Here is a 17204-nt window from a genome sequence, read left to right as displayed (position 1 = left end):
AAAAGTTCTTTTCGGAACGTTGGGCCTAGGTCACGTTTTTCCAAAAATTGTTATTTATTGTCATGTATTTACTTAGAAGCTATCCTCGCTGATCCTGACCTCGGTGCGCACCAATCCTCTCAACACAGGAGCACCGAAGATGAAGCCTTGGAACTCTACGACCTGGAAGGATACGCCGAACGTCACTGTCACTTCGGCGCATGTCGACCGTGCCTTGAAGGCATTGGTCGAACAGTGTCCTGATGACAAGTCCGAGCTTGTCTCTCTGGATACCGCGATGATCGCTGCCGCCATCATCGCCTACATGGAAGCGTTCAAGAAGCAGCCTGTCGACAAGTGGATGCTGATCTCGGTCGTGCATTCAATGCTGGAGGATGACCTGCCGCGCTGGGTCATTGCCAACTACGGCTACGTGCACCCGAGCGACTGGATGCTGGAGGACGCACAGCGCGAGCGCGAGGAGCGGCGCGTCGCGCGGATCGAGAAGGCGAAGGCGACTCGCGAGGCAAAGCGCGCTGCCGAGATCGAGGCCGAGGTGCAGAAGCGTCTTGCCATTGCTGCTTGACCGACACGTGGAGGAGCAAAAATGGCGAAGGCGAAGAAGAGGATCATCACCATCAGGCCGAAGCAGGCGGACTATAAGCGGTTCGCTCACCTCGACGGCGAGCGAAAGCAGGTAGCTGCTGCGACTATTTGGGCTGGCATGCGCGCTTTGCAGGTCGAGATGGGACCGGGTCACACCGCGCTCGACGTGGCAACGAGCGATATGCCGAAGATGTACCTGCGGAACTGGGCGAAGAAGCTGCTTGCGGCGTGAGCCGTCGAGGCGGATCGGCGCGGACGATGGTCCGCGTCGATCGTCCGATATCGCATCCTGATTCTGTCCACGGGATGTTCGATGGAGCGTCCCGGCGATCCCGATGGGGGCGGACGCCTGCGGGATGGTCCCGCGCCGGGTTCATCCGGCCTTTGTGGGGCGTGACGTGCCGCGACGAAGGATGAAACCATGGCAATGAAGAAGTCTCCGCCCAGCATGACGCATCCCTGGCGGTCCGTGACGGACATCCGCGATGCGCTCAGCCGGGCCCGCGAGTTCGGCGCGCAGCACGCCCGCCAACTCGCCGATCTGAAGGGCCGCGTGGAAAGCCGCCGAAAAGAGCTGGACGCCACGCTGTCCGACCTCGCCCCCGCCCATCGCATGCAGGTCGTCTCCCGAGCGGTCGGCGGCCTCCGGGCCGAGCTGAAGCGGGCAAGCCTCGACGACCGCGTCGCCCGCCTGCGCGGCCTCGACGCCGTGAAGCGCGAGGTGGGGGACGCGAAGGCCCACTACAACTCTTCCATTCAGATGATCATGCGCGAGGGGTTGGGCAGCGAGCGCCGTTCCCGCCTGATGCAGCAGATCGAGCACTCGGGCGACGTCGAGCTTTCGAGCCTCGCCGCGCTCGCGGCTTCCACCAAGGACCGAGAGCTTGCCGCCGTCCTGGTGTCCCGCGTCCAGCGCATTCCCCACGCCGAGCGGCCGTTCTCGCCGCAGGAGCTTGCCGACCGGATCGTCGGCGACGAGTACCGCGCCGTGCAAGCGGCGATCCTTGAGGTCGAGGACATCGCCGAGCGGGCGATGATCGAGGACCGCGCCTTCGAGACCGGCCGCAATCCGGCCGAGCGCACCATCGGCCTCGCGCTTCGTGCCCGCGACCGCGCCGATCTGGGCGTCACCGACGACGCCCTCGACACCCTTGCCGATCAGGAGGACTGAACCATGGCCACCTTTGCCTTTTACCCCGCCCGCGAGGACCAGCGCCGCGCCGACCAGTTGAACTTCGCCGTCGCGGTCGGGGCTTCGGCCTCAGCGGCCCGCGTCGTGGCCGAAACCCTGCTCGGCGAGCCCAATGCGCTCGTCGGCTGGACCGCGGTCGATCTCACCAGTTCGCCCGCTGCCTTCGTCGGTGGCCTGCCGGTCGGCGCGCGGGCGCAGTCCGTCTGGCCGAACCTCGATCGGGGCGGCAGCTATCTCAAGGGGGCGTGACCATGGCGAACCGCGAGCAGCCCATCCGCGACGCGCTTGCAGGCGTCTTCTCCACCACGCCGCTGACGCTGCACATCTATCTCGGCGGCACGCCGGAGACCTTCGGCGCCCATGCCCGCGTCATGATGGAGTGGCACCTTCGCACGCTCGGCTATCGGGAATGCACCGTCTATCCGAGCGGCGGGCTGCCGCAGCGGGTGCATTGGCGCCGGTCGCAGGCGGACCGCGACCTCTGGCCGGAGGACATGCCGTTCATGCAGTCGGACTCCGAGAGTGATCCGATCCTTGAGGCCGTCATGCGCCGTTTTGCCGAGGCCGAGCTGCGCCGCGTGGGGAAGTACGCCGATGAGCCTTGATGATTTCGCCAAGCGCATCGACCGCATCGCCGTACGGGTCGAGGGCAACGTCGAGCGGGCGGTGAAGGACTGCGCCGGTGCCGTCCTCCGCTCGGTCGTCGAGAACACGCCGGTCGATACAGGCATGGCCCGCTCGAACTGGACGCCGGAGCTGGACCGCGCCTTCGAGGGCCTGTTTCCGGCGCGGGTGCCGGGCGAGAAGGGATCGACGGCGGAGGAGAACGCCGCCGCTACGATCGAGGCTGGCACTCCCACCATCGAGGCCTTCGACATCGCCGCCAACCGCGAAGTCCACATCACCAACAACGCGCCGCACATCCAGCCGCTCAACGACGGTCACTCCCGCCAAGCGCCGGCCGGCTTCGTACAGATGGCAGTGATGGACGGTCTGGCAACGGTGCGGGGCGCGAAGATCGTAGAGGATTAACTAGCCGCGCCCGCGGAGCTCGCCGATCGAGCGGATTATTCCTGTGGAGTCACGATATTTCCAGTTTCCGTTCCAGACATTTTCAGCGCCAGCAGCAATAGATGCGTTGAGTTGGTTCAGGGTCACGAAGCGCTGGCTGTTGTCGAGCCGAACCCAAGCACCAGCGTGTGCCTTCGCCTTGTACTCACGGTGTTTGTAAGTGCGGAAAATCTCAAAACCTTCTGGAAACTCCACACCGTTACGTTGATCCCTGTAGCCGACGGTTTTGAGGATCTCAGGTGCAGAAGGTTCCGAACGGGGAGAGTCGGGGCACTGGAGGATGCGACGGAGAATGGCGTCCTCGGTCTCCTCGCCAGCCTTTCTAGCGGCCCAGATAGCGGCGAACACCTCTGTTGAGATTGGAATTGTGCGGTTCATCGATGCCTCCATTTGATCTGATGCTACATAAATTGTAAATAGTGCTATTTGCTGTCAAGAAGAAATCTGCAGTTCGCGAAGCCCCTCGATCGCGACATGCTGGCCTTCATCGGCATTCCGCCGTTGGAGGCTTTTACTTGTCGCATCAGAGAGAGTTGCCGCTGGTCAGTCGGCGCATCGAGGCGCTGCCATTGAAGACGGTGGCGAACGGCCGCACGGCCGGCGAGGCAGCCGCCGCATTCGAGAAGGCGGAGGAGCTGACGGCCAAGTACGGCATCGATCCGGATGAGTTCCGGTGGCCGCCGAGGCCTTCGACGATCTTCGGCTCGGCCTCATCAAGCCCGAGCGCGTCGAAGCTGCCACGGCCCGCCGGATCGAGCCGGGGCAAGGGCATTGGGCGCACCGCCGAGGCGCTTATCGTCGAGCATCCCGATTGGACCTATGCCGCCATCGCCGCCGAGGTCAACCGGCTGGTCGAGGGCGCCCACGCCAGCGAGAAGTCGGTGAGGTGGTACGCGAGCAAGATGAGACGGCGTGGCGAGGCCGTACCGCTCAGACGGCGGGCGGCTTCCCATTTGGCGTGAGGAGCGCCGCAGGCGTCGTCTTCAGCCGTTCGGCGAGCTTGGCGATCATGGTCAGCGACGGATTGCGGGTGCCCCGCTCGATGCCGCTGACATAGGTCCGGTCGATGTCGGCCTCCAGCGCAAGCTCCTCCTGCGACAGGTCGAGGGCCTTTCTCGCTGCCTTCAGGTTTTCCGCCAAGACTCGTCTGTAGTCCAACATGCAGGCATAGCGCCCGCGTGTAGACAGATCGTCCACGGACTCATCGTCACAATTGCGCTTACAATTTTGGATTGTCGACTATAATCTACATCCATGGAGACCTTCAGACTGATCCTCGATTGGGCCTACAAGTTCGTGGCGACGTGGTACGTCGCCGGAATCCTCGGCGGCGTGCTGATCCTGATCGCCGAGCGTTTTGACCGGCGCAAGGAACCTACCGACGAGGACGTCCGCCGCGTTGCGGAGCTGTATCGGCAATATTACGGGGTGTACGCCTCACAGGTCGTCGGCGACCACATGCTCGGCGCTTCGTTCGGACCGGATGGTCGGCACCATGTGTTTCTGAAGCGGGTGTCGGCTGAGCTGCTGGCGACTTTGGCTACCGATGAGGACCGTGTGCCTGCGATTGAACTTCAAACGAATACGCAACACGAATGCGCCGACGAACCAGATGAAATTGATAAATAAATTCGTATATTTTCAAATAATACTCACATTTATATCCAAACAGTCGAACACATACACAATATATCACACATATTAATGCGGTAATACATAATTATACTGTAGGATTTCCGAGCAGGACTGCATCTTCAATTGCGATTGAAAGCCTTATCCAACTCCGGTCTTGATAAAATTGCGCTGACGGCATATATCGATCTTAAGCTGTTGCCCGAATTCTCTAATTTCGCTAATTTTAGTATACGACTGGCGTATCGCGCTCGCCTTAAATGTTGATAGCTCATGGCTTGGAGGCGCCATGCAAAGAGATGGTGATGCGCGTAGGCGCGCTGAAGAAAAGGCTATTCTCTATCTCCTTGGACATGGCGACGGGCGCATTCAGAAGCGTGGTCTCCAGCGCCTCTGTGCTCACTTGGAACAGGGGCGCGGAATTATTGATAGCCGAAGCCTGCTTGAGAAACTGGAGGCAGTCAAAGGTGCGGGCGACCCTAAGGTGCGCTTGTGGCTATATAAGAGCATGGCGCTTTTGGGCTATCGTTCTTTTCAAGACTATTTGTTTAGCCAAGTTATGTTCAGAGAAGAAAGCGACGACAGCAGGAGTTGGGCTTGGGCGGCCTTGTCGAAGATTAGTACGCGAGATGAGCTTAAAATAATATCATCTAAAACAAGTCTTATTTTGACAGGATCTTATCTTGAACTTGCGGGATCATTTTACAGACCTAAGGAAATTTTATACGCAGATTCCGACAAGTCATTTGTGAAAAACATTGAAAACGATCCTATGTTTGCAAAGTGGTTTGCCATGTCTTGTGGATACGATCTAGCCAATCTTCCTCAGAGCATTTCGGGGCTGCCCGTCGGGATTCGTATCGCAGCACTTAACTCGCATCATGATCGTGAGGTGGCCGAATATTCGATCTGGAGCCTCTTTCATGCGCGCGGCACAGACGATCGAGATCTTCTTATCCAAAGCCAGGATATCGCCGACCAGCCGGAAAACGTGCGCCGATGGTGCTACAGACTCTATGGGAAGAACGCTGCTTCATTCAAACGCAACAAGGAGTTTCTCCTTTCGCGTATCGAAGAAGAAACATCCACTGAAAGCCGAGAGGGACTGGCACTTGCCTTAATAAAACATTACGATAAATGTATGGCTCAAAAAATAATTAATTGGTTTCATAGTGAGGCTGACCCGATCGTGAAGGCAGCTTTGTTTTCAAACATCGTTCAACATGCCGGTAGAGACAAAGACTACCTCCAAATTTCCAGTGATCACGTGAAATCTGGTGGGCTGGCGCAAATCCATTCACAGTACGTCATAGCGATATCAGACGAGCCCAGGGAATCTGCAAGCTACCGCCGTAAGTTGCGGATACTCTCTGATGAATCAAAGCAACAGGATACACTGCTTGCAAATGCGGAGATCGTAGTTATGGGCAATGGAAATTTCATACAAAAAACAAATAGCAAAACGGTCGTCAACAACAACGCCTCTGACGGCGGCATTGTCAATTCTGGCGTCGCGTCAGGTGAGCAGGCGAAAAGTCATATCTCAATCGGCAACATTACGTTAGCCAAAGATGACGGCATCCGGCTGACCAAGCAGATCGATGAGTACATGGCTCGCATCGCCGCCGACTGCTCCATAAGCGAACAGCCCAAAGCGCTGGCGCTGTCGGCTGCGAACGACCTTAAGGAAATCGCTACTAAGAACTCCGGAGATAGTAAGACGATAGCAGCAAAAGCTATTTCTACACTTAAGGTCATCGCCGATTCTACTAAGAATACAAGCGATTTTATCGAGAATACTAAGCATATTGTGTCTGTCGCTTCGAGTCTTTTAGGGATTAACTTATTTAGCTAACCAGGAGGAAAAATGGTCAGCATCTACAGGGTGATGGAAGTTGATTTGGCATCCCGCTGCTCGCGAATCACCACGATCTCCGAATCACTAGTCGACCGACTTATCGGAGGAAAAGCTCTGGGATTCTACCTAGCGTACACGGACAAACTATATGACGTCGATGCGCTATCCTCTGACAACGTGCTCTACTTCCTTACTGGACCTCTCAGCGGTCTGTCGGCGGGCGGCGGAGCAGCTACACTTGTTACGCGTTCACCTCTCACCGGGACTTTAACAGATCCAGTAGCGCAGGGAATGGTCGGCCATTCGATCAAAGCCGCTGGAATTGATGGGCTAGTAATTAGAGGGGAGTCGCACTGCCCCATAACACTTGTAATCGACAACGGCCGCTGTGAGTTCTTTTCTGCGAGCCATCTTTGGGGGCAACCTTGTAGTAAAGTATATGCCGGGCTGAGAGAACAGCATCCGACCGTTAATAACTCTGCCGTAATAGCAATTGGGCCGGCTGGTGAGAATTTAGTTCGGTTTGCCTCGGTGATGGCCGACACCAGAGCCTTCGCTAGGGGCGGAGCCGGGGCGGTTATGGGGGCAAAGAAACTGAAAGGTATCTTGATAGGGGGAGATTGCGATATAGTTCCAGAAGATATCACCGTCATACGAAAACAAATATCCCACATAAAGGGTATATCTGAAAATAACTCTCATAAATATATAAAGCACAGAGACTTTGGAACTGCCTTTATGTACGAAAAGCATACTTCTATAGGCTGTATGTCCGGCTGGAACTATCATGATTTCGACTATGACAATCTTAGGATGCTATCGTTAGGCGATGCTGTAATAAAATTGTTCACTAACAACCCCAGCGTCTGCTTCAAGTGCTTTATTGGGTGTGCCAGATCGACCACTCCAGTAGGGGTATCCTCCCCAGAGAACTCGACCGCTCCAGAGTTTGAGACAATCTGGGCATTTGGGCCACAATGTAACAACACAATAGCGGAAGTTGTCGTCGAGGCTGACAGATTGTGCGACGAATACGGACTCGACACGCTATCAGCAGGAAATGTTATCGGGTTCTATTTTCGGTGTATTGCAGACGGCCTTATCGAGGCCGATGATAAACAGATCGACATTGCAAGCATTCTCGGCGGTATTGCCTACCGCAGTGGGACTTTCGGTTTCCTGGCCGATGGCGTCAAGCGTGCTGCGTTGCTGATCGGCGGCTCTGCCCCCACTTTGGCTATGCATGTCAAAGGCATGGAGTTGCCAGCCTACGACCCCCGCGGTTTCTATGGCGTAGCCCTCGCATATAGTATTTCAGCTCGCGGCGGCTGCCACCGTAAGGCTTTCTGCTCGGAAGAGGCGCATGGGGATGTTGATGGAAGAACCGCTGACGGAAAAGCCGAGATGGTTGCTCAAGGAGAGGAGAAAAGCGCATGCAGGGACTCCTTAGTAGTGTGCAAATGGGCGTCTGCTGGTGAGGAGAAGCCGTATTATCTCGATGCCCTAGCTGCCGCCACGGGAATACGAAGAAGCTGGAATGAGCTTCTTCAACTCGGAGAGACGGCAATCAACATAGCGCGCCTGTTCAACCACAAGGCTGGGTTTAGGCGATCGGACGATGCGCTTCCAAGGCGTTTTTTCGAAGAGCGCAAAGGAAGTGGCCCACTGCGCGGCGAAGCCCTTGACGTTATGATCCTTGAAGACCTTAAGGATCAGTATTACCGAATTAGAGGGTGGGAAGTTGATGGAACTCCGACGATGGCGACCTTAGTGCGGCTTCAAATTGATACGTTGTTAGATATTTGATGGAAAGAAATCGTCAAGGAGATCGCTATGAACGTGAACTTTCCGCGGGTCGGTGTTGGCGCAGTTATAGAGGACGGCAAAGGGCATGTGCTTCTGCAGCTACGTTTGAAGGATCCAGATCGCGGGGCGTGGAGTCTGCCGGGGGGCAAAGTCGAGTATCTTGAAACAGTGGAAGCGGCCCTCATACGTGAAGTAGCCGAGGAGTTGGGCGTTAGGGTTGTTTTGTCTCGACTTCTATGCGTGACAAATCACATTGACAGTAATGGGAATTACCATTGGGTGTGTCCAGCCTACCTAGTATCTATTTGCGATGGGGAACCCGTCAACCTTGAACCTCTAAAAACTGCTGAAATTTCCTGGTTTTCTCTCGATTGTCTCCCCGAAGCACTTACTCTTCCGACTCGGAATGCATTGTGTCATTATCAGATGATGGTCGAGTCACTCTAGGGGTTTCGCCCTTGTTGTAAATTTGAGCGAAAAGTCGTTCCGCTCATTATTGTGCGGCCCTCAGAGAGTATCGCCTGAGTTGAAGTCAATCCAATGCCGCTCTGAGAGGCTAGACAATGATGGCGCGGGACATGAGGCCAATGCTGTATTTGGCTTGCCCTTATACGCACCCGGAACTTTTGGTGCGAGAACAGCGTTTCGCGGAGGCAAATGACGCGGCCGCATCGTTAATTCGATGTGGCTATATTGTGTATAGCCCAATCACAATGACGCACCCTATTGACCTAATCTTGGGAGCCAAATCCGGAACTTTAGGATCACGATATTGGGTCGATTTCAACTATCCATTTATGAAGATGTGCGCAGCTCTTGTTGTATTGAAGGTTGACGGTTGGGAAACGAGTGCTGGCGTTGCTGCAGAAGTTCAGTACTTTCGTGAAAACGGCAAGAAGATCATCGATTTTGATGATATACTTTCCGGTCACGGATTGGATCTACCGCGAGCTTCATTGAGATTGGTGGGATCCGGTACTGGTTCGGCAAGCTAAGAGAGCCTCCTGCGCAATTGTGACTTCCGAGGTGGCCTGCTGTTTTCCTTTTCTCATTAGTAATGGTGGGTCTGTTGTGGCGTCGAACTTAATTGTGAATTTAGGTACGGAGCCAGTATCCATGTTGATTCAAGCAAGGGCTAGCTTTAAGTCTTAAGTGTGTTCGAAGAATATAGGCAGATAATGTCAATTTCGATAGCGTCCTACTCGGAATAAATTGACGCGTCTGACCTGCTTTGAGTTGTATTTTGTCAAACCTCATGTTTGAGAGAAATGGTGCCGGAAGAGGGGATCGAACCCCCGACCTTCGGTTTACAAAACCGCTGCACTACCGCTGTGCTATTCCGGCCCTCTGGCACCGAAATCCGGTGCCTATTCGGTACTTGCCCGGACCGCGCGCGTCTTAAGCGCATGATCCGACTCGTCTTCTAGCCTCTCGGCCCTCCAATTACAAAACCGCTGCACTACCGCTGTGCTATGCCGGCGCCGGGGCGGAGATAGCATGACCGCCGCCGGGAAAAAAGCGCCGAGGCGGGCGTGCCGCGCGCGGCCGATTCGGGGGGGCGCCGCGATCACGCGCCGGCGTGACGCCGCCCCACCACGTAGAGCGCCAGCACCGCCGCGTTCGACACGTTGAGCGACTTGATCGGCCCCGGCACGTCGACGCGGGCGAGGTGATCGCAGGCCTCGCGCGTCACCGGGCGCAGGCCCTTGCCCTCGGCACCCAGCACCAGAACCGTCCGTGGCCCGACCGCGGTGTCTTCGAGCGCAGCCGGGCCCTCGCTGTCGAGGCCGACGACGGTGAACCCCTCCTTGCGCAGGGTCTCGAGCGACCGGGCGAGATTGACCACCTCGATGTGGGTCAGCATGTCGACGGCGCCCGACGCGGCCTTGGCGAGAACGCCGGTCTCGTTGGCCGAATGGCGGGTGGTGGTGAGCAGCGCGTCGGCGCCGAGCGCCACCGCCGAACGCATGATCGCACCGACGTTGTGCGGATCGGTCACCTGATCGAGCGCCAGCACCAGCCGGGCGCGGCCGAGATCGGTGAGCTCGACCGGCTCCAGCGGTCGCGTCTCGACCAGCACGCCCTGATGCACCGCGTCCTCGCCGACCCGCGCGTCGATCCACTTCACGTCGACCTGCTGCGGCGGCACGGGGAAGACGACGCCGCGTTCCTCGAGCCGGGCCTGGGCGTTGCGCGTGGCGTAGATCGCGTGGATCACCCGGCGCGGATTGGCCAGCGCCACCTCGACCGTGTGCAACCCGTAGAGGAAGAGCCGACCGTCGGGCGCCCCCGTGCCCTCGCGGCCGCGACGGCGCTGCACGATCGGCGGGCGGGTCGGATGACGTCCGGCCTTGGCGACGTGGCGCGGGGAGGGGGTGTCGTTCATGGAAGGCTCCGGGGATCGGCAGTGGCGCTCCTTTTGCCGCTTTCCCGCGCCCGGCGCAACGTCCGCGACGGACCCGTCCGCCCGCGTCGACGACGAAGCGGTCGAAAAGACCGTCGTCGCCCGTTGACAGGGCCTCGAACGATCGCCATAACGGCGCCCGCAACGGCGCTGCGGCCCCCTCGGGGGTGGCGATGCCGGTTCGTCCGAGCCTTCGGGATCGGATCGAAGCGTGGGGGAATGTCCCGAGCGGCAAAGGGGGCGGACTGTAAATCCGCTGGCTAAGCCTTCGTAGGTTCGAGTCCTACTTCCCCCACCATCTTCGATCCCGTCGTCGCGCCGAACGATCCGGCCCTCGTGCCCGAGCTCGCGGGTATAGCTCAATGGTAGAGCAGCAGCCTTCCAAGCTGAATACGCGGGTTCGATTCCCGCTACCCGCTCCAATCACCCCTGCACCGGCCCCGACCACCTCTCGACCCTCGCGATCGACGCCATCGGCGTGACGATCCGGCAGATCACCGACCTCGTCGCCGGATCGGGGCCTCCCGAAGAGCAGGGGGAGGGCCGATGCCGCGTGCAACCGACCGGCCCCCTGATTTTTCAGGGGTTTGATGTCTCTCTGCAATCTCCGATGGTGCGCCGCCCGTGGGTCACGGGCGAACCACGGGGGATGGCATGACGACGCGACGCGCGATGATTCTCGGACTTCCGGCACTCCTGCTCGCCGGCTGCGGCCAGACGGAAACCGGCGCCGGGCCGGAGGCGGCCAACTACACGATCGCCGGCGTCGACGTCGCGGTCGCGCCCGACGCACATTTTTCCTTCGTATCGCTCGACGGCCTCACCGATGCCCAGCAGGGCGAGATGATGAAGGTCGAGCTGCGCCGCGTCGTCTACGCCCGAGTCGGCGGTCACGTCGGAAGGCCGAAGCAGGCGCGGCTGGAACTGATTCTGCGCGTCGTCGACGTCGCCTCGGGTGCCGGCCGTGTGCTCGGCGCCTCCGACAGTCTGATCGTCGCCGACGTCCGCCTGACCGATGCCGTCGACAAGCACGTCGTCGCCTTCCGGGCGAACCTGCGGGGGGAAGAGCAGGGCATGAAGGCCCAGGGGTCGATCGGCATGATTCCGGTCGGCGCCATCGCTTCGCTGGCGGTCAACGCCTCCAATGCCGACAAGACCTACACGCTGGTCGCGGAGGCCTTCGCCAAGCAGGTCGAGGTCTGGCTGGCGACGTGAGAAGAGCAGTCTCGACGGGACTGTTGAAAAAACCCTCTTGAACCGCGACGCGAAAACCCCTAGTGGATCGCCCAACTCGGACGAGAGAGGCGCGGGAACGCGTCGGCTCGTCCAACACGAACCTCTGAGACGAATGCCAGCCGCCGGAAGGCAAGGGACAGGGATATGGCCAAAGAAAAGTTCGAACGTAACAAGCCGCACTGCAACATCGGCACGATCGGGCACGTCGACCATGGCAAGACGTCCCTGACCGCTGCGATCACCAAGGTGCTCGCGGAGACCGGTGGCGCGACCTTCAAGGCGTACGACCAGATCGACGCCGCTCCGGAAGAGAAGGCCCGCGGCATCACCATCAACACGGCTCACGTCGAGTACGAGACGACCAAGCGTCACTACGCCCACGTCGACTGCCCCGGCCACGCCGACTACGTGAAGAACATGATCACGGGTGCCGCCCAGATGGACGGCGCGATCCTGGTCGTGTCGGCCGCCGACGGCCCGATGCCGCAGACCCGCGAGCACATCCTGCTCGCCCGTCAGGTCGGCGTTCCGGCTCTGGTGGTGTTCCTGAACAAGGTCGACCTGGTCGACGATCCGGAACTGCTCGAGCTCGTCGAGCTCGAGGTTCGCGAGCTGCTCTCGTCCTACGGCTTCCCGGGCGACGACATCCCGATCATCTCGGGTTCGGCGACCGAAGCTCTGAACAACGGCAAGGCCGAGTTCGGCCGTGACGCGGTTCTGAAGCTGATGGCGGCGGTGGACGAGTACATCCCGCAGCCGGAGCGTCCGGTCGACCAGCCCTTCCTGATGCCGGTCGAAGACGTGTTCACGATCTCGGGCCGCGGCACCGTGGTGACCGGTCGTGTCGAGCGCGGCATCGTCAAGGTCGGCGAGGAAGTCGAGATCGTCGGCATCCGCCCGACCCGCAAGACGACCTGCACCGGCGTCGAGATGTTCCGCAAGCTGCTCGACTCGGGACAGGCCGGCGACAACATCGGCGCGCTGCTGCGCGGCGTGGAGCGCAAGGACGTGGAGCGCGGCCAGGTGCTGTGCAAGCCGGGTTCGGTGACGCCGCACACGAAGTTCGAGGCCGAGGCCTACATCCTGACCAAGGAAGAGGGTGGCCGTCACACGCCGTTCTTCTCGAACTATCGCCCGCAGTTCTACTTCCGCACGACGGACGTGACCGGCATGTGCCAGTTGCCCGAGGGCACCGAGATGGTGATGCCGGGCGACAACGTGAAGCTGGTCGTCGAGCTGATCGTCCCGATCGCGATGGAAGAGAAGCTCCGCTTCGCCATCCGTGAAGGCGGTCGCACCGTCGGCGCCGGCGTCGTCGCCAAGATCATCGCCTGATGATGTCCTCCCGCCCGTGATTCGGGCGGGAAGGCCTCCCTGCAGGGTGGCCTGTGGATAAAAAAGTTTCGCCGCGATCGCACTTTCGAGTAAGGTCGCGGCGGAGGGCTGAAAGCCAAATTCGACTGTGCCCACAGGGGTATAGCTCAGTTGGTAGAGCATCGGTCTCCAAAACCGAGGGTCGTAGGTTCGAGTCCTACTGCCCCTGCCAGTCGATTTCGCTTGAGAATGCCTGCTCGACGCACTAGGTAGATGTCCCGGCGAGGCGCGCGAGGGATCCCCCTCCCGCGCCCGCATGTCGTGAGCGACGGATGGCCAAGACCAACCCCTTCACCTTCGTGCAACAGGTTCGCGACGAAGTCGCCAAGGTCACTTGGCCGACCCGCAACGAGACCGGCATCACCACGCTCATGGTCGTGGCGATGGCCTTCCTGGCTGCATTCTTCTTTCTCATGGCCGATCAGCTGATGGGCTGGGGCGTGAGCCTCGTGCTCGGCTTGGGCCGGTGACGGCGGCGGACCGAGGATCTCCTTTCATGGCCATGCGTTGGTACATCGTTCACGCCTACTCGAACTTCGAGAACAAGGTCGCCGAGTCCATCCGTGAGCGCGCTGCTCAGAATGGCCTGCAGGCGATGTTCGAACAGATCCTCGTGCCGACCGAGAAGGTCGTCGAGGTCCGGCGCGGCCGCAAGGTCGATGCCGAACGCAAGTTTTTCCCCGGCTACGTGCTGGTGAAGGCGGAGCTGACCGACCAGGTCTTCCACCTGATCAAGAACACGCCGAAGGTCACCGGCTTCCTCGGTTCGGACAACAAGCCGATGCCGATCCAGGAATCCGAGGCGCTCCGTATCCTGCAGCAGGTGCAGGACGGCGTCGAGCGCCCGAAGCCTTCGGTCACCTTCGAGGTCGGCGAGAACGTGAAGGTGTCGGACGGACCGTTCGCCTCCTTCAACGGTGTCGTCGAAGAGGTCGACGAGGAGCGTTCGCGCCTCAAGGTCGCGGTGTCGATCTTCGGTCGCGCGACCCCGGTCGATCTGGAATACGGTCAGGTCGAAAAGATCTGACGAGACCCGAATTCGTAGGCTGCCTCCGCCGCACTCGCGGTCGGGGGTGGTCTCGTTCCGTCCGAGGCATCGCTTCGGATGGTCCGCTCCGGAGGTGCTCCGGGATCGTCCGTGAGGATGGCCCGAAGATCGCGAAGGAACGGTGAACGAGTCCGATCTCCGGCGTGCCGGTCGGTCGGACGGGTGGGAGGCCCCCCTGCGTCGTCGCCAGACGCCGTGCGGTGCCCGACCACCAACTCCGGTGAGCCGGAGGCGCGAAGGCGCCGTCCGGCGATGAACGAGGAGCCAGAAGATGGCGAAGAAGGTCCAGGGCTACATCAAGCTCCAGGTGCCGGCGGGTGCTGCGAACCCGTCGCCGCCGATCGGTCCCGCGCTCGGTCAGCGCGGCCTGAACATCATGCAGTTCTGCAAGGACTTCAATTCGAAGACCGCGGAAATGCCGAAGGGTCAGCCGACCCCGGTCGTGATCACGTACTTCACCGACAAGAGCTTCTCCTTCGAGTTCAAGACGCCGCCGGCGAGCTTCCTCCTGAAGCAGGCCGCGAAGCTCGACACGAAGAAGAAGCCCGGTTCGGGCTCCAAGACTCCCGGTCGTGCCGTCGTGGGCCAGGTCACCCAGGCCCAGCTGAAGGACATCGCCGAGAAGAAGATGAAGGACCTGAATGCCAACGACATCGACGCCGCGGCGAAGATGATCGAGGGTACCGCCCGGTCCATGGGCCTGCGTGTGGTGGAGTAAGACGATGCCGAAGATCGCCAAGCGCGTCGCCAAGTCCCGTGAGGGCATCGACCCCGTCAAGCTCTATGGTCTCGAAGAGGCCGTGAAGCTGGTCAAGGAGCGGGCCACCGCCAAGTTCGACGAGACCGTCGAGATCTCGATGAACCTCGGTGTCGACCCCCGTCACGCCGACCAGATGGTCCGCGGCGTCTGCAACCTGCCGAACGGCACGGGCAAGACCGTCCGCGTCGCCGTCTTCGCCCGCGGCCCCAAGGCCGACGAGGCCACGGCCGCCGGTGCGGACATCGTCGGCGCCGAAGACCTGCTCGCCACCATCCAGGGCGGCAAGATCGATTTCGATCGCTGCATCGCCACCCCGGACCTGATGCCGCTGGTCGGCCGTCTCGGCAAGGTGCTCGGCCCGCGTGGCCTGATGCCGAACCCGAAGGTCGGCACCGTGACCATGGACGTCACCAAGGCCGTCACCGACGCCAAGGGCGGCGCCGTCGAGTTCCGCGCCGAGAAGGCCGGTATCGTGCACGCCGGTGTCGGCAAGGCTTCGTTCTCGGTCGAGGCTCTCGTCCAGAACATCGTCGCCTTCGCCGATGCGGTGCAGAAGGCCAAGCCGACCGGCGCCAAGGGCACCTACCTGCAGCGCGTCGCCGTGTCGTCGACCATGGGCCCCGGCCTGAAGGTCGACCCGTCGACCGTCCACGCCGCGTCCTGAGCGGTGAACTGAATTCTCCCGTCCCGGCTCGCCGGGGCGGGCGATGCCGCCTCCCGAGAGGGTAGGGGGCGATCTTCCCGGGTTCGCCCGGGAAACTGTCCGAGACCAAGGGCGCCGGACGGGGAAACCCGGAAGGCTTAATTCGTCGAACTCGAGTGCGATTCGAGGGGCCCTTGCGAGACGGGAAGAACGAATTCGTCATCCGGGATCGACCGGATCTTCGAAGCGGTTCGGACCGTTGAACCTTTGATCCCCGGACCTGTCCGGGGTGGAGGGGACAGGAAGTGCAGGCGTGACCGGTCCCCGGACACGCCTCCTGAAACCGGCCTCCCGGAACTTTCGTTCCGCGGGGGTCAAAGGCAAATGAGGCTATCGTGGAAAGAGCGGAAAAGCGCGAACTCGTCGCTGCCCTCAACGTCCAGTTCAAGACGACTGGATCCGTTGTGGTCGCGAAGTACGCGGGGCTCACGGTGAAGGACATGACCGCCCTGCGCGGCAAGGTCCGCGTCGCCGGCGGCACCGTGAAGGTCGCGAAGAACCGCCTCGCCAAGCTGGCTCTCGTCGGCACCGAACTCGAGCACATGGCGGACCTGTTCAAGGGCCCGACCGTGATCCTTTCTGCGAAGGATCCGGTCGCTGCCCCCAAGGTTGCGGCCGAATTCGCCAAGGCGAACGACAAGTTCGTGATCCTTGGTGGTGGTCTCGGCAAGCAGGCTCTCGACGCTTCCGGCGTCAAGGCCCTCGCCGACCTGCCGTCGCTCGAGGAACTCCGCGCCAAGATCGCGGGCGTCATCAACCAGCCGGCTACCAAGCTGGCCTCGGTTCTGGCCGCTCCGGCCGGTGCGCTCGCTCGCGTCATCCAGGCGCGCGTCGACAAGGACCAGGCGGCGTGAGCCGTCTTCGCACAGACGAAACGTACCGAACCATTCGAAGGAAGTATTGAAATGGCCGATATCGCCAAGATCGTGGACGACCTGTCCGCCCTGACCATCCTGGAAGCCGCCGAGCTCGTGAAGGCTCTCGAAGAGAAGTGGGGCGTCTCCGCCGCCGCTCCGGTGGCCGTCGCCGCCGCTGCCGGCCCGGCCGCTGCCGCTGCTCCGGTCGAAGAGCAGACCGAGTTCAACGTCATTCTCGTCGACGCGGGCGCCAACAAGATCAACGTGATCAAGGAAGTGCGCGCGATCACCGGTCTCGGCCTCAAGGAAGCCAAGGACCTGGTCGAGGGTGCTCCGAAGGCCGTCAAGGAAGGCGTCGGCAAGGACGAGGCCGAGAAGGTCAAGAAGCAGCTCGAAGGCGCCGGCGCCAAGGTCGAGCTCAAGTGATCGGACGCGGGGCGCGCCTGCGCTCCGCGTTGCGAGATCGATCCCGGGTCGCGGTTTCGCGGCCCGGGATTTCGGCACTCTCGGAGGCCCGTGACGGGTGAGGGTGTCGTCGAGGCGAGAATCGTGTCAATTCAACACGTCGTGGTCGAGACGTGGGAATTGGACACGGGAAAGTCGATGATTGAGGGGGCGGCGACGGTGCTCCCGAACATCCGAAACGCCGAAGGTTCGGTGGGGTGTTCCGGATTGCCG

Annotated in this window: 23 protein-coding genes and 4 tRNA genes; 23 read left to right on the top strand and 4 right to left on the bottom strand. The window is 60.4% G+C overall.

Going from position 1 to position 17204, the window contains the following annotated elements; translation table 11 throughout:
* Positions 1 to 139: 139 nt before the first annotated feature.
* The 6 genes from ACT53U_RS05715 to ACT53U_RS05690 all read left to right on the top strand — a co-directional run bounded on the left by ACT53U_RS05715 (position 140) and on the right by ACT53U_RS05690 (position 2809).
* A complete protein-coding gene (locus tag ACT53U_RS05715; RefSeq protein ID WP_476153468.1) occupies positions 140 to 565 on the top strand; it encodes a hypothetical protein in 426 nt (141 codons plus the stop codon).
* 21 nt (positions 566 to 586) lie between these two features.
* Complete coding sequence (locus tag ACT53U_RS05710) at positions 587 to 817, top strand: hypothetical protein (RefSeq protein WP_476153467.1); 231 nt, start codon at positions 587 to 589, stop codon at positions 815 to 817.
* Between the two features lie 189 nt (positions 818 to 1006).
* Positions 1007 to 1756 (top strand): hypothetical protein, encoded by a 750-nt coding sequence (locus ACT53U_RS05705; RefSeq protein WP_476153466.1) that lies wholly within the window; start codon positions 1007 to 1009, stop codon positions 1754 to 1756.
* Between the two features lie 3 nt (positions 1757 to 1759).
* Positions 1760 to 2026 carry a hypothetical protein gene (locus ACT53U_RS05700; RefSeq protein WP_476153465.1) on the top strand — a complete coding sequence of 89 codons (267 nt, stop codon included), beginning with the start codon at positions 1760 to 1762 and terminating at the stop codon, positions 2024 to 2026.
* Between the two features lie 2 nt (positions 2027 to 2028).
* Positions 2029 to 2382, top strand: a complete 354-nt coding sequence (locus ACT53U_RS05695; protein WP_476153464.1) for a hypothetical protein — start codon at positions 2029 to 2031, stop codon at positions 2380 to 2382.
* The gene (locus ACT53U_RS05690) at positions 2372 to 2809 is read left to right on the top strand and encodes an HK97 gp10 family phage protein (RefSeq protein ID WP_476153463.1); all 438 of its coding nucleotides are present in this window, start codon (positions 2372 to 2374) and stop codon (positions 2807 to 2809) included. Before ACT53U_RS05695 ends, ACT53U_RS05690 begins: the two co-directional genes overlap by 11 nt.
* Here ACT53U_RS05690 and ACT53U_RS05685 read toward each other — a convergent pair whose 3' ends face one another.
* A complete protein-coding gene (locus tag ACT53U_RS05685; protein WP_476153462.1) occupies positions 2810 to 3226 on the bottom strand; it encodes a hypothetical protein in 417 nt (138 codons plus the stop codon).
* A gap of 137 nt (positions 3227 to 3363) precedes the next feature.
* Here ACT53U_RS05685 and ACT53U_RS05680 point away from each other — a divergent pair, with 137 nt between their 5' ends.
* The gene (locus tag ACT53U_RS05680; protein WP_476153461.1) at positions 3364 to 3810 is read left to right on the top strand and encodes a DUF2786 domain-containing protein; all 447 of its coding nucleotides are present in this window, start codon (positions 3364 to 3366) and stop codon (positions 3808 to 3810) included.
* Here ACT53U_RS05680 and ACT53U_RS05675 read toward each other — a convergent pair.
* Positions 3779 to 4045, bottom strand: a complete 267-nt coding sequence (locus ACT53U_RS05675) for a helix-turn-helix domain-containing protein (RefSeq protein ID WP_476153460.1) — start codon at positions 4043 to 4045, stop codon at positions 3779 to 3781. The two genes, ACT53U_RS05680 and ACT53U_RS05675, sit on opposite strands and share 32 nt — an antisense overlap.
* Before the next feature lie 57 nt (positions 4046 to 4102).
* On the opposite strand from ACT53U_RS05675, the gene ACT53U_RS05670 reads away from it, so the two are divergent.
* The 5 genes from ACT53U_RS05670 to ACT53U_RS05650 all read left to right on the top strand — a co-directional run bounded on the left by ACT53U_RS05670 (position 4103) and on the right by ACT53U_RS05650 (position 9139).
* Positions 4103 to 4477, top strand: coding sequence for a hypothetical protein (locus ACT53U_RS05670; protein ID WP_476153459.1), 375 nt, complete (start codon positions 4103 to 4105; stop codon positions 4475 to 4477).
* Between the two features lie 292 nt (positions 4478 to 4769).
* Entirely contained in the window at positions 4770 to 6335 is a 1566-nt protein-coding gene (locus ACT53U_RS05665; protein ID WP_476153458.1) for a hypothetical protein, read from the top strand.
* Between the two features lie 12 nt (positions 6336 to 6347).
* Positions 6348 to 8144: an aldehyde ferredoxin oxidoreductase family protein gene (locus tag ACT53U_RS05660; RefSeq protein WP_476153457.1), complete on the top strand. Its 1797-nt coding sequence runs from the start codon at positions 6348 to 6350 to the stop codon at positions 8142 to 8144.
* Positions 8145 to 8171: 27 nt separating this feature from the next.
* Positions 8172 to 8591, top strand: coding sequence for an NUDIX domain-containing protein (locus tag ACT53U_RS05655; protein ID WP_476153456.1), 420 nt, complete (start codon positions 8172 to 8174; stop codon positions 8589 to 8591).
* A gap of 116 nt (positions 8592 to 8707) precedes the next feature.
* Complete coding sequence (locus tag ACT53U_RS05650) at positions 8708 to 9139, top strand: DUF1937 family protein (protein ID WP_476153455.1); 432 nt, start codon at positions 8708 to 8710, stop codon at positions 9137 to 9139.
* A 274-nt stretch (positions 9140 to 9413) separates the two neighbouring features.
* Here the strand turns inward: ACT53U_RS05650 and ACT53U_RS05645 are convergent.
* Together ACT53U_RS05645 and ACT53U_RS05640 are read right to left on the bottom strand one after the other, a co-directional pair.
* A tRNA-Thr gene (locus ACT53U_RS05645) sits at positions 9414 to 9488 on the bottom strand.
* A 223-nt stretch (positions 9489 to 9711) separates the two neighbouring features.
* Positions 9712 to 10530 carry a TrmH family RNA methyltransferase gene (locus ACT53U_RS05640; RefSeq protein ID WP_476153454.1) on the bottom strand — a complete coding sequence of 273 codons (819 nt, stop codon included), beginning with the start codon at positions 10528 to 10530 and terminating at the stop codon, positions 9712 to 9714.
* A 231-nt stretch (positions 10531 to 10761) separates the two neighbouring features.
* Here ACT53U_RS05640 and ACT53U_RS05635 point away from each other — a divergent pair.
* The 11 genes from ACT53U_RS05635 (at position 10762) to rplL (ending at position 16952) form a co-directional block, all read left to right on the top strand.
* A tRNA-Tyr gene (locus ACT53U_RS05635) sits at positions 10762 to 10846 on the top strand.
* A gap of 50 nt (positions 10847 to 10896) precedes the next feature.
* Positions 10897 to 10970: transfer RNA gene (locus tag ACT53U_RS05630), tRNA-Gly, on the top strand.
* 232 nt (positions 10971 to 11202) lie between these two features.
* Positions 11203 to 11763 (top strand): hypothetical protein, encoded by a 561-nt coding sequence (locus tag ACT53U_RS05625; RefSeq protein WP_476153452.1) that lies wholly within the window; start codon positions 11203 to 11205, stop codon positions 11761 to 11763.
* Positions 11764 to 11928: 165 nt separating this feature from the next.
* Complete coding sequence (gene tuf, locus ACT53U_RS05620; RefSeq protein WP_476153442.1) at positions 11929 to 13119, top strand: elongation factor Tu; 1191 nt, start codon at positions 11929 to 11931, stop codon at positions 13117 to 13119.
* Positions 13120 to 13254: 135 nt separating this feature from the next.
* Positions 13255 to 13330 (top strand) — tRNA-Trp (locus tag ACT53U_RS05615).
* A 100-nt stretch (positions 13331 to 13430) separates the two neighbouring features.
* Positions 13431 to 13628, top strand: a complete 198-nt coding sequence (gene secE, locus ACT53U_RS05610) for a preprotein translocase subunit SecE (RefSeq protein ID WP_476139283.1) — start codon at positions 13431 to 13433, stop codon at positions 13626 to 13628.
* Between the two features lie 26 nt (positions 13629 to 13654).
* Positions 13655 to 14185 (top strand): transcription termination/antitermination protein NusG, encoded by a 531-nt coding sequence (nusG, locus tag ACT53U_RS05605; protein ID WP_476139281.1) that lies wholly within the window; start codon positions 13655 to 13657, stop codon positions 14183 to 14185.
* A 292-nt stretch (positions 14186 to 14477) separates the two neighbouring features.
* A complete protein-coding gene (rplK, locus tag ACT53U_RS05600; protein WP_476139279.1) occupies positions 14478 to 14924 on the top strand; it encodes a 50S ribosomal protein L11 in 447 nt (148 codons plus the stop codon).
* 4 nt (positions 14925 to 14928) lie between these two features.
* Positions 14929 to 15630 (top strand): 50S ribosomal protein L1, encoded by a 702-nt coding sequence (rplA, locus tag ACT53U_RS05595; protein ID WP_476139277.1) that lies wholly within the window; start codon positions 14929 to 14931, stop codon positions 15628 to 15630.
* A gap of 374 nt (positions 15631 to 16004) precedes the next feature.
* Positions 16005 to 16523, top strand: a complete 519-nt coding sequence (rplJ, locus tag ACT53U_RS05590) for a 50S ribosomal protein L10 (protein ID WP_476139275.1) — start codon at positions 16005 to 16007, stop codon at positions 16521 to 16523.
* 51 nt (positions 16524 to 16574) lie between these two features.
* Positions 16575 to 16952 carry a 50S ribosomal protein L7/L12 gene (gene rplL / locus ACT53U_RS05585; protein WP_476153450.1) on the top strand — a complete coding sequence of 126 codons (378 nt, stop codon included), beginning with the start codon at positions 16575 to 16577 and terminating at the stop codon, positions 16950 to 16952.
* Positions 16953 to 17204 lie beyond the last annotated feature (252 nt).

This window comes from Pinisolibacter sp. DMC19 (assembly GCF_056313985.1).
Note: the sequence above shows the minus strand (reverse complement) of the source record. Positions and strands in the feature narration are given on the sequence as shown.

Excerpts from the sequence above, each read along its gene's own strand:
- ACT53U_RS05715 (WP_476153468.1), top strand. The coding sequence starts at position 140 with ATGAAGCCTTGGAACTCTACGACCTGGAAGGATACGCCGAACGTCACT.
- ACT53U_RS05710 (WP_476153467.1), top strand. The coding sequence starts at position 587 with ATGGCGAAGGCGAAGAAGAGGATCATCACCATCAGGCCGAAGCAGGCG.
- ACT53U_RS05705 (WP_476153466.1), top strand. The coding sequence starts at position 1,007 with ATGGCAATGAAGAAGTCTCCGCCCAGCATGACGCATCCCTGGCGGTCC.
- ACT53U_RS05700 (WP_476153465.1), top strand. The coding sequence starts at position 1,760 with ATGGCCACCTTTGCCTTTTACCCCGCCCGCGAGGACCAGCGCCGCGCC.
- ACT53U_RS05695 (WP_476153464.1), top strand. The coding sequence starts at position 2,029 with ATGGCGAACCGCGAGCAGCCCATCCGCGACGCGCTTGCAGGCGTCTTC.
- ACT53U_RS05690 (WP_476153463.1), top strand. The coding sequence starts at position 2,372 with ATGAGCCTTGATGATTTCGCCAAGCGCATCGACCGCATCGCCGTACGG.
- ACT53U_RS05685 (WP_476153462.1), bottom strand. The coding sequence starts at position 3,226 with ATGAACCGCACAATTCCAATCTCAACAGAGGTGTTCGCCGCTATCTGG.
- ACT53U_RS05670 (WP_476153459.1), top strand. The coding sequence starts at position 4,103 with ATGGAGACCTTCAGACTGATCCTCGATTGGGCCTACAAGTTCGTGGCG.
- ACT53U_RS05665 (WP_476153458.1), top strand. The coding sequence starts at position 4,770 with ATGCAAAGAGATGGTGATGCGCGTAGGCGCGCTGAAGAAAAGGCTATT.
- ACT53U_RS05660 (WP_476153457.1), top strand. The coding sequence starts at position 6,348 with ATGGTCAGCATCTACAGGGTGATGGAAGTTGATTTGGCATCCCGCTGC.
- ACT53U_RS05655 (WP_476153456.1), top strand. The coding sequence starts at position 8,172 with ATGAACGTGAACTTTCCGCGGGTCGGTGTTGGCGCAGTTATAGAGGAC.
- ACT53U_RS05650 (WP_476153455.1), top strand. The coding sequence starts at position 8,708 with ATGATGGCGCGGGACATGAGGCCAATGCTGTATTTGGCTTGCCCTTAT.
- ACT53U_RS05640 (WP_476153454.1), bottom strand. The coding sequence starts at position 10,530 with ATGAACGACACCCCCTCCCCGCGCCACGTCGCCAAGGCCGGACGTCAT.
- ACT53U_RS05625 (WP_476153452.1), top strand. The coding sequence starts at position 11,203 with ATGACGACGCGACGCGCGATGATTCTCGGACTTCCGGCACTCCTGCTC.
- tuf (WP_476153442.1), top strand. The coding sequence starts at position 11,929 with ATGGCCAAAGAAAAGTTCGAACGTAACAAGCCGCACTGCAACATCGGC.
- secE (WP_476139283.1), top strand. The coding sequence starts at position 13,431 with ATGGCCAAGACCAACCCCTTCACCTTCGTGCAACAGGTTCGCGACGAA.
- nusG (WP_476139281.1), top strand. The coding sequence starts at position 13,655 with ATGGCCATGCGTTGGTACATCGTTCACGCCTACTCGAACTTCGAGAAC.
- rplK (WP_476139279.1), top strand. The coding sequence starts at position 14,478 with ATGGCGAAGAAGGTCCAGGGCTACATCAAGCTCCAGGTGCCGGCGGGT.
- rplA (WP_476139277.1), top strand. The coding sequence starts at position 14,929 with ATGCCGAAGATCGCCAAGCGCGTCGCCAAGTCCCGTGAGGGCATCGAC.
- rplL (WP_476153450.1), top strand. The coding sequence starts at position 16,575 with ATGGCCGATATCGCCAAGATCGTGGACGACCTGTCCGCCCTGACCATC.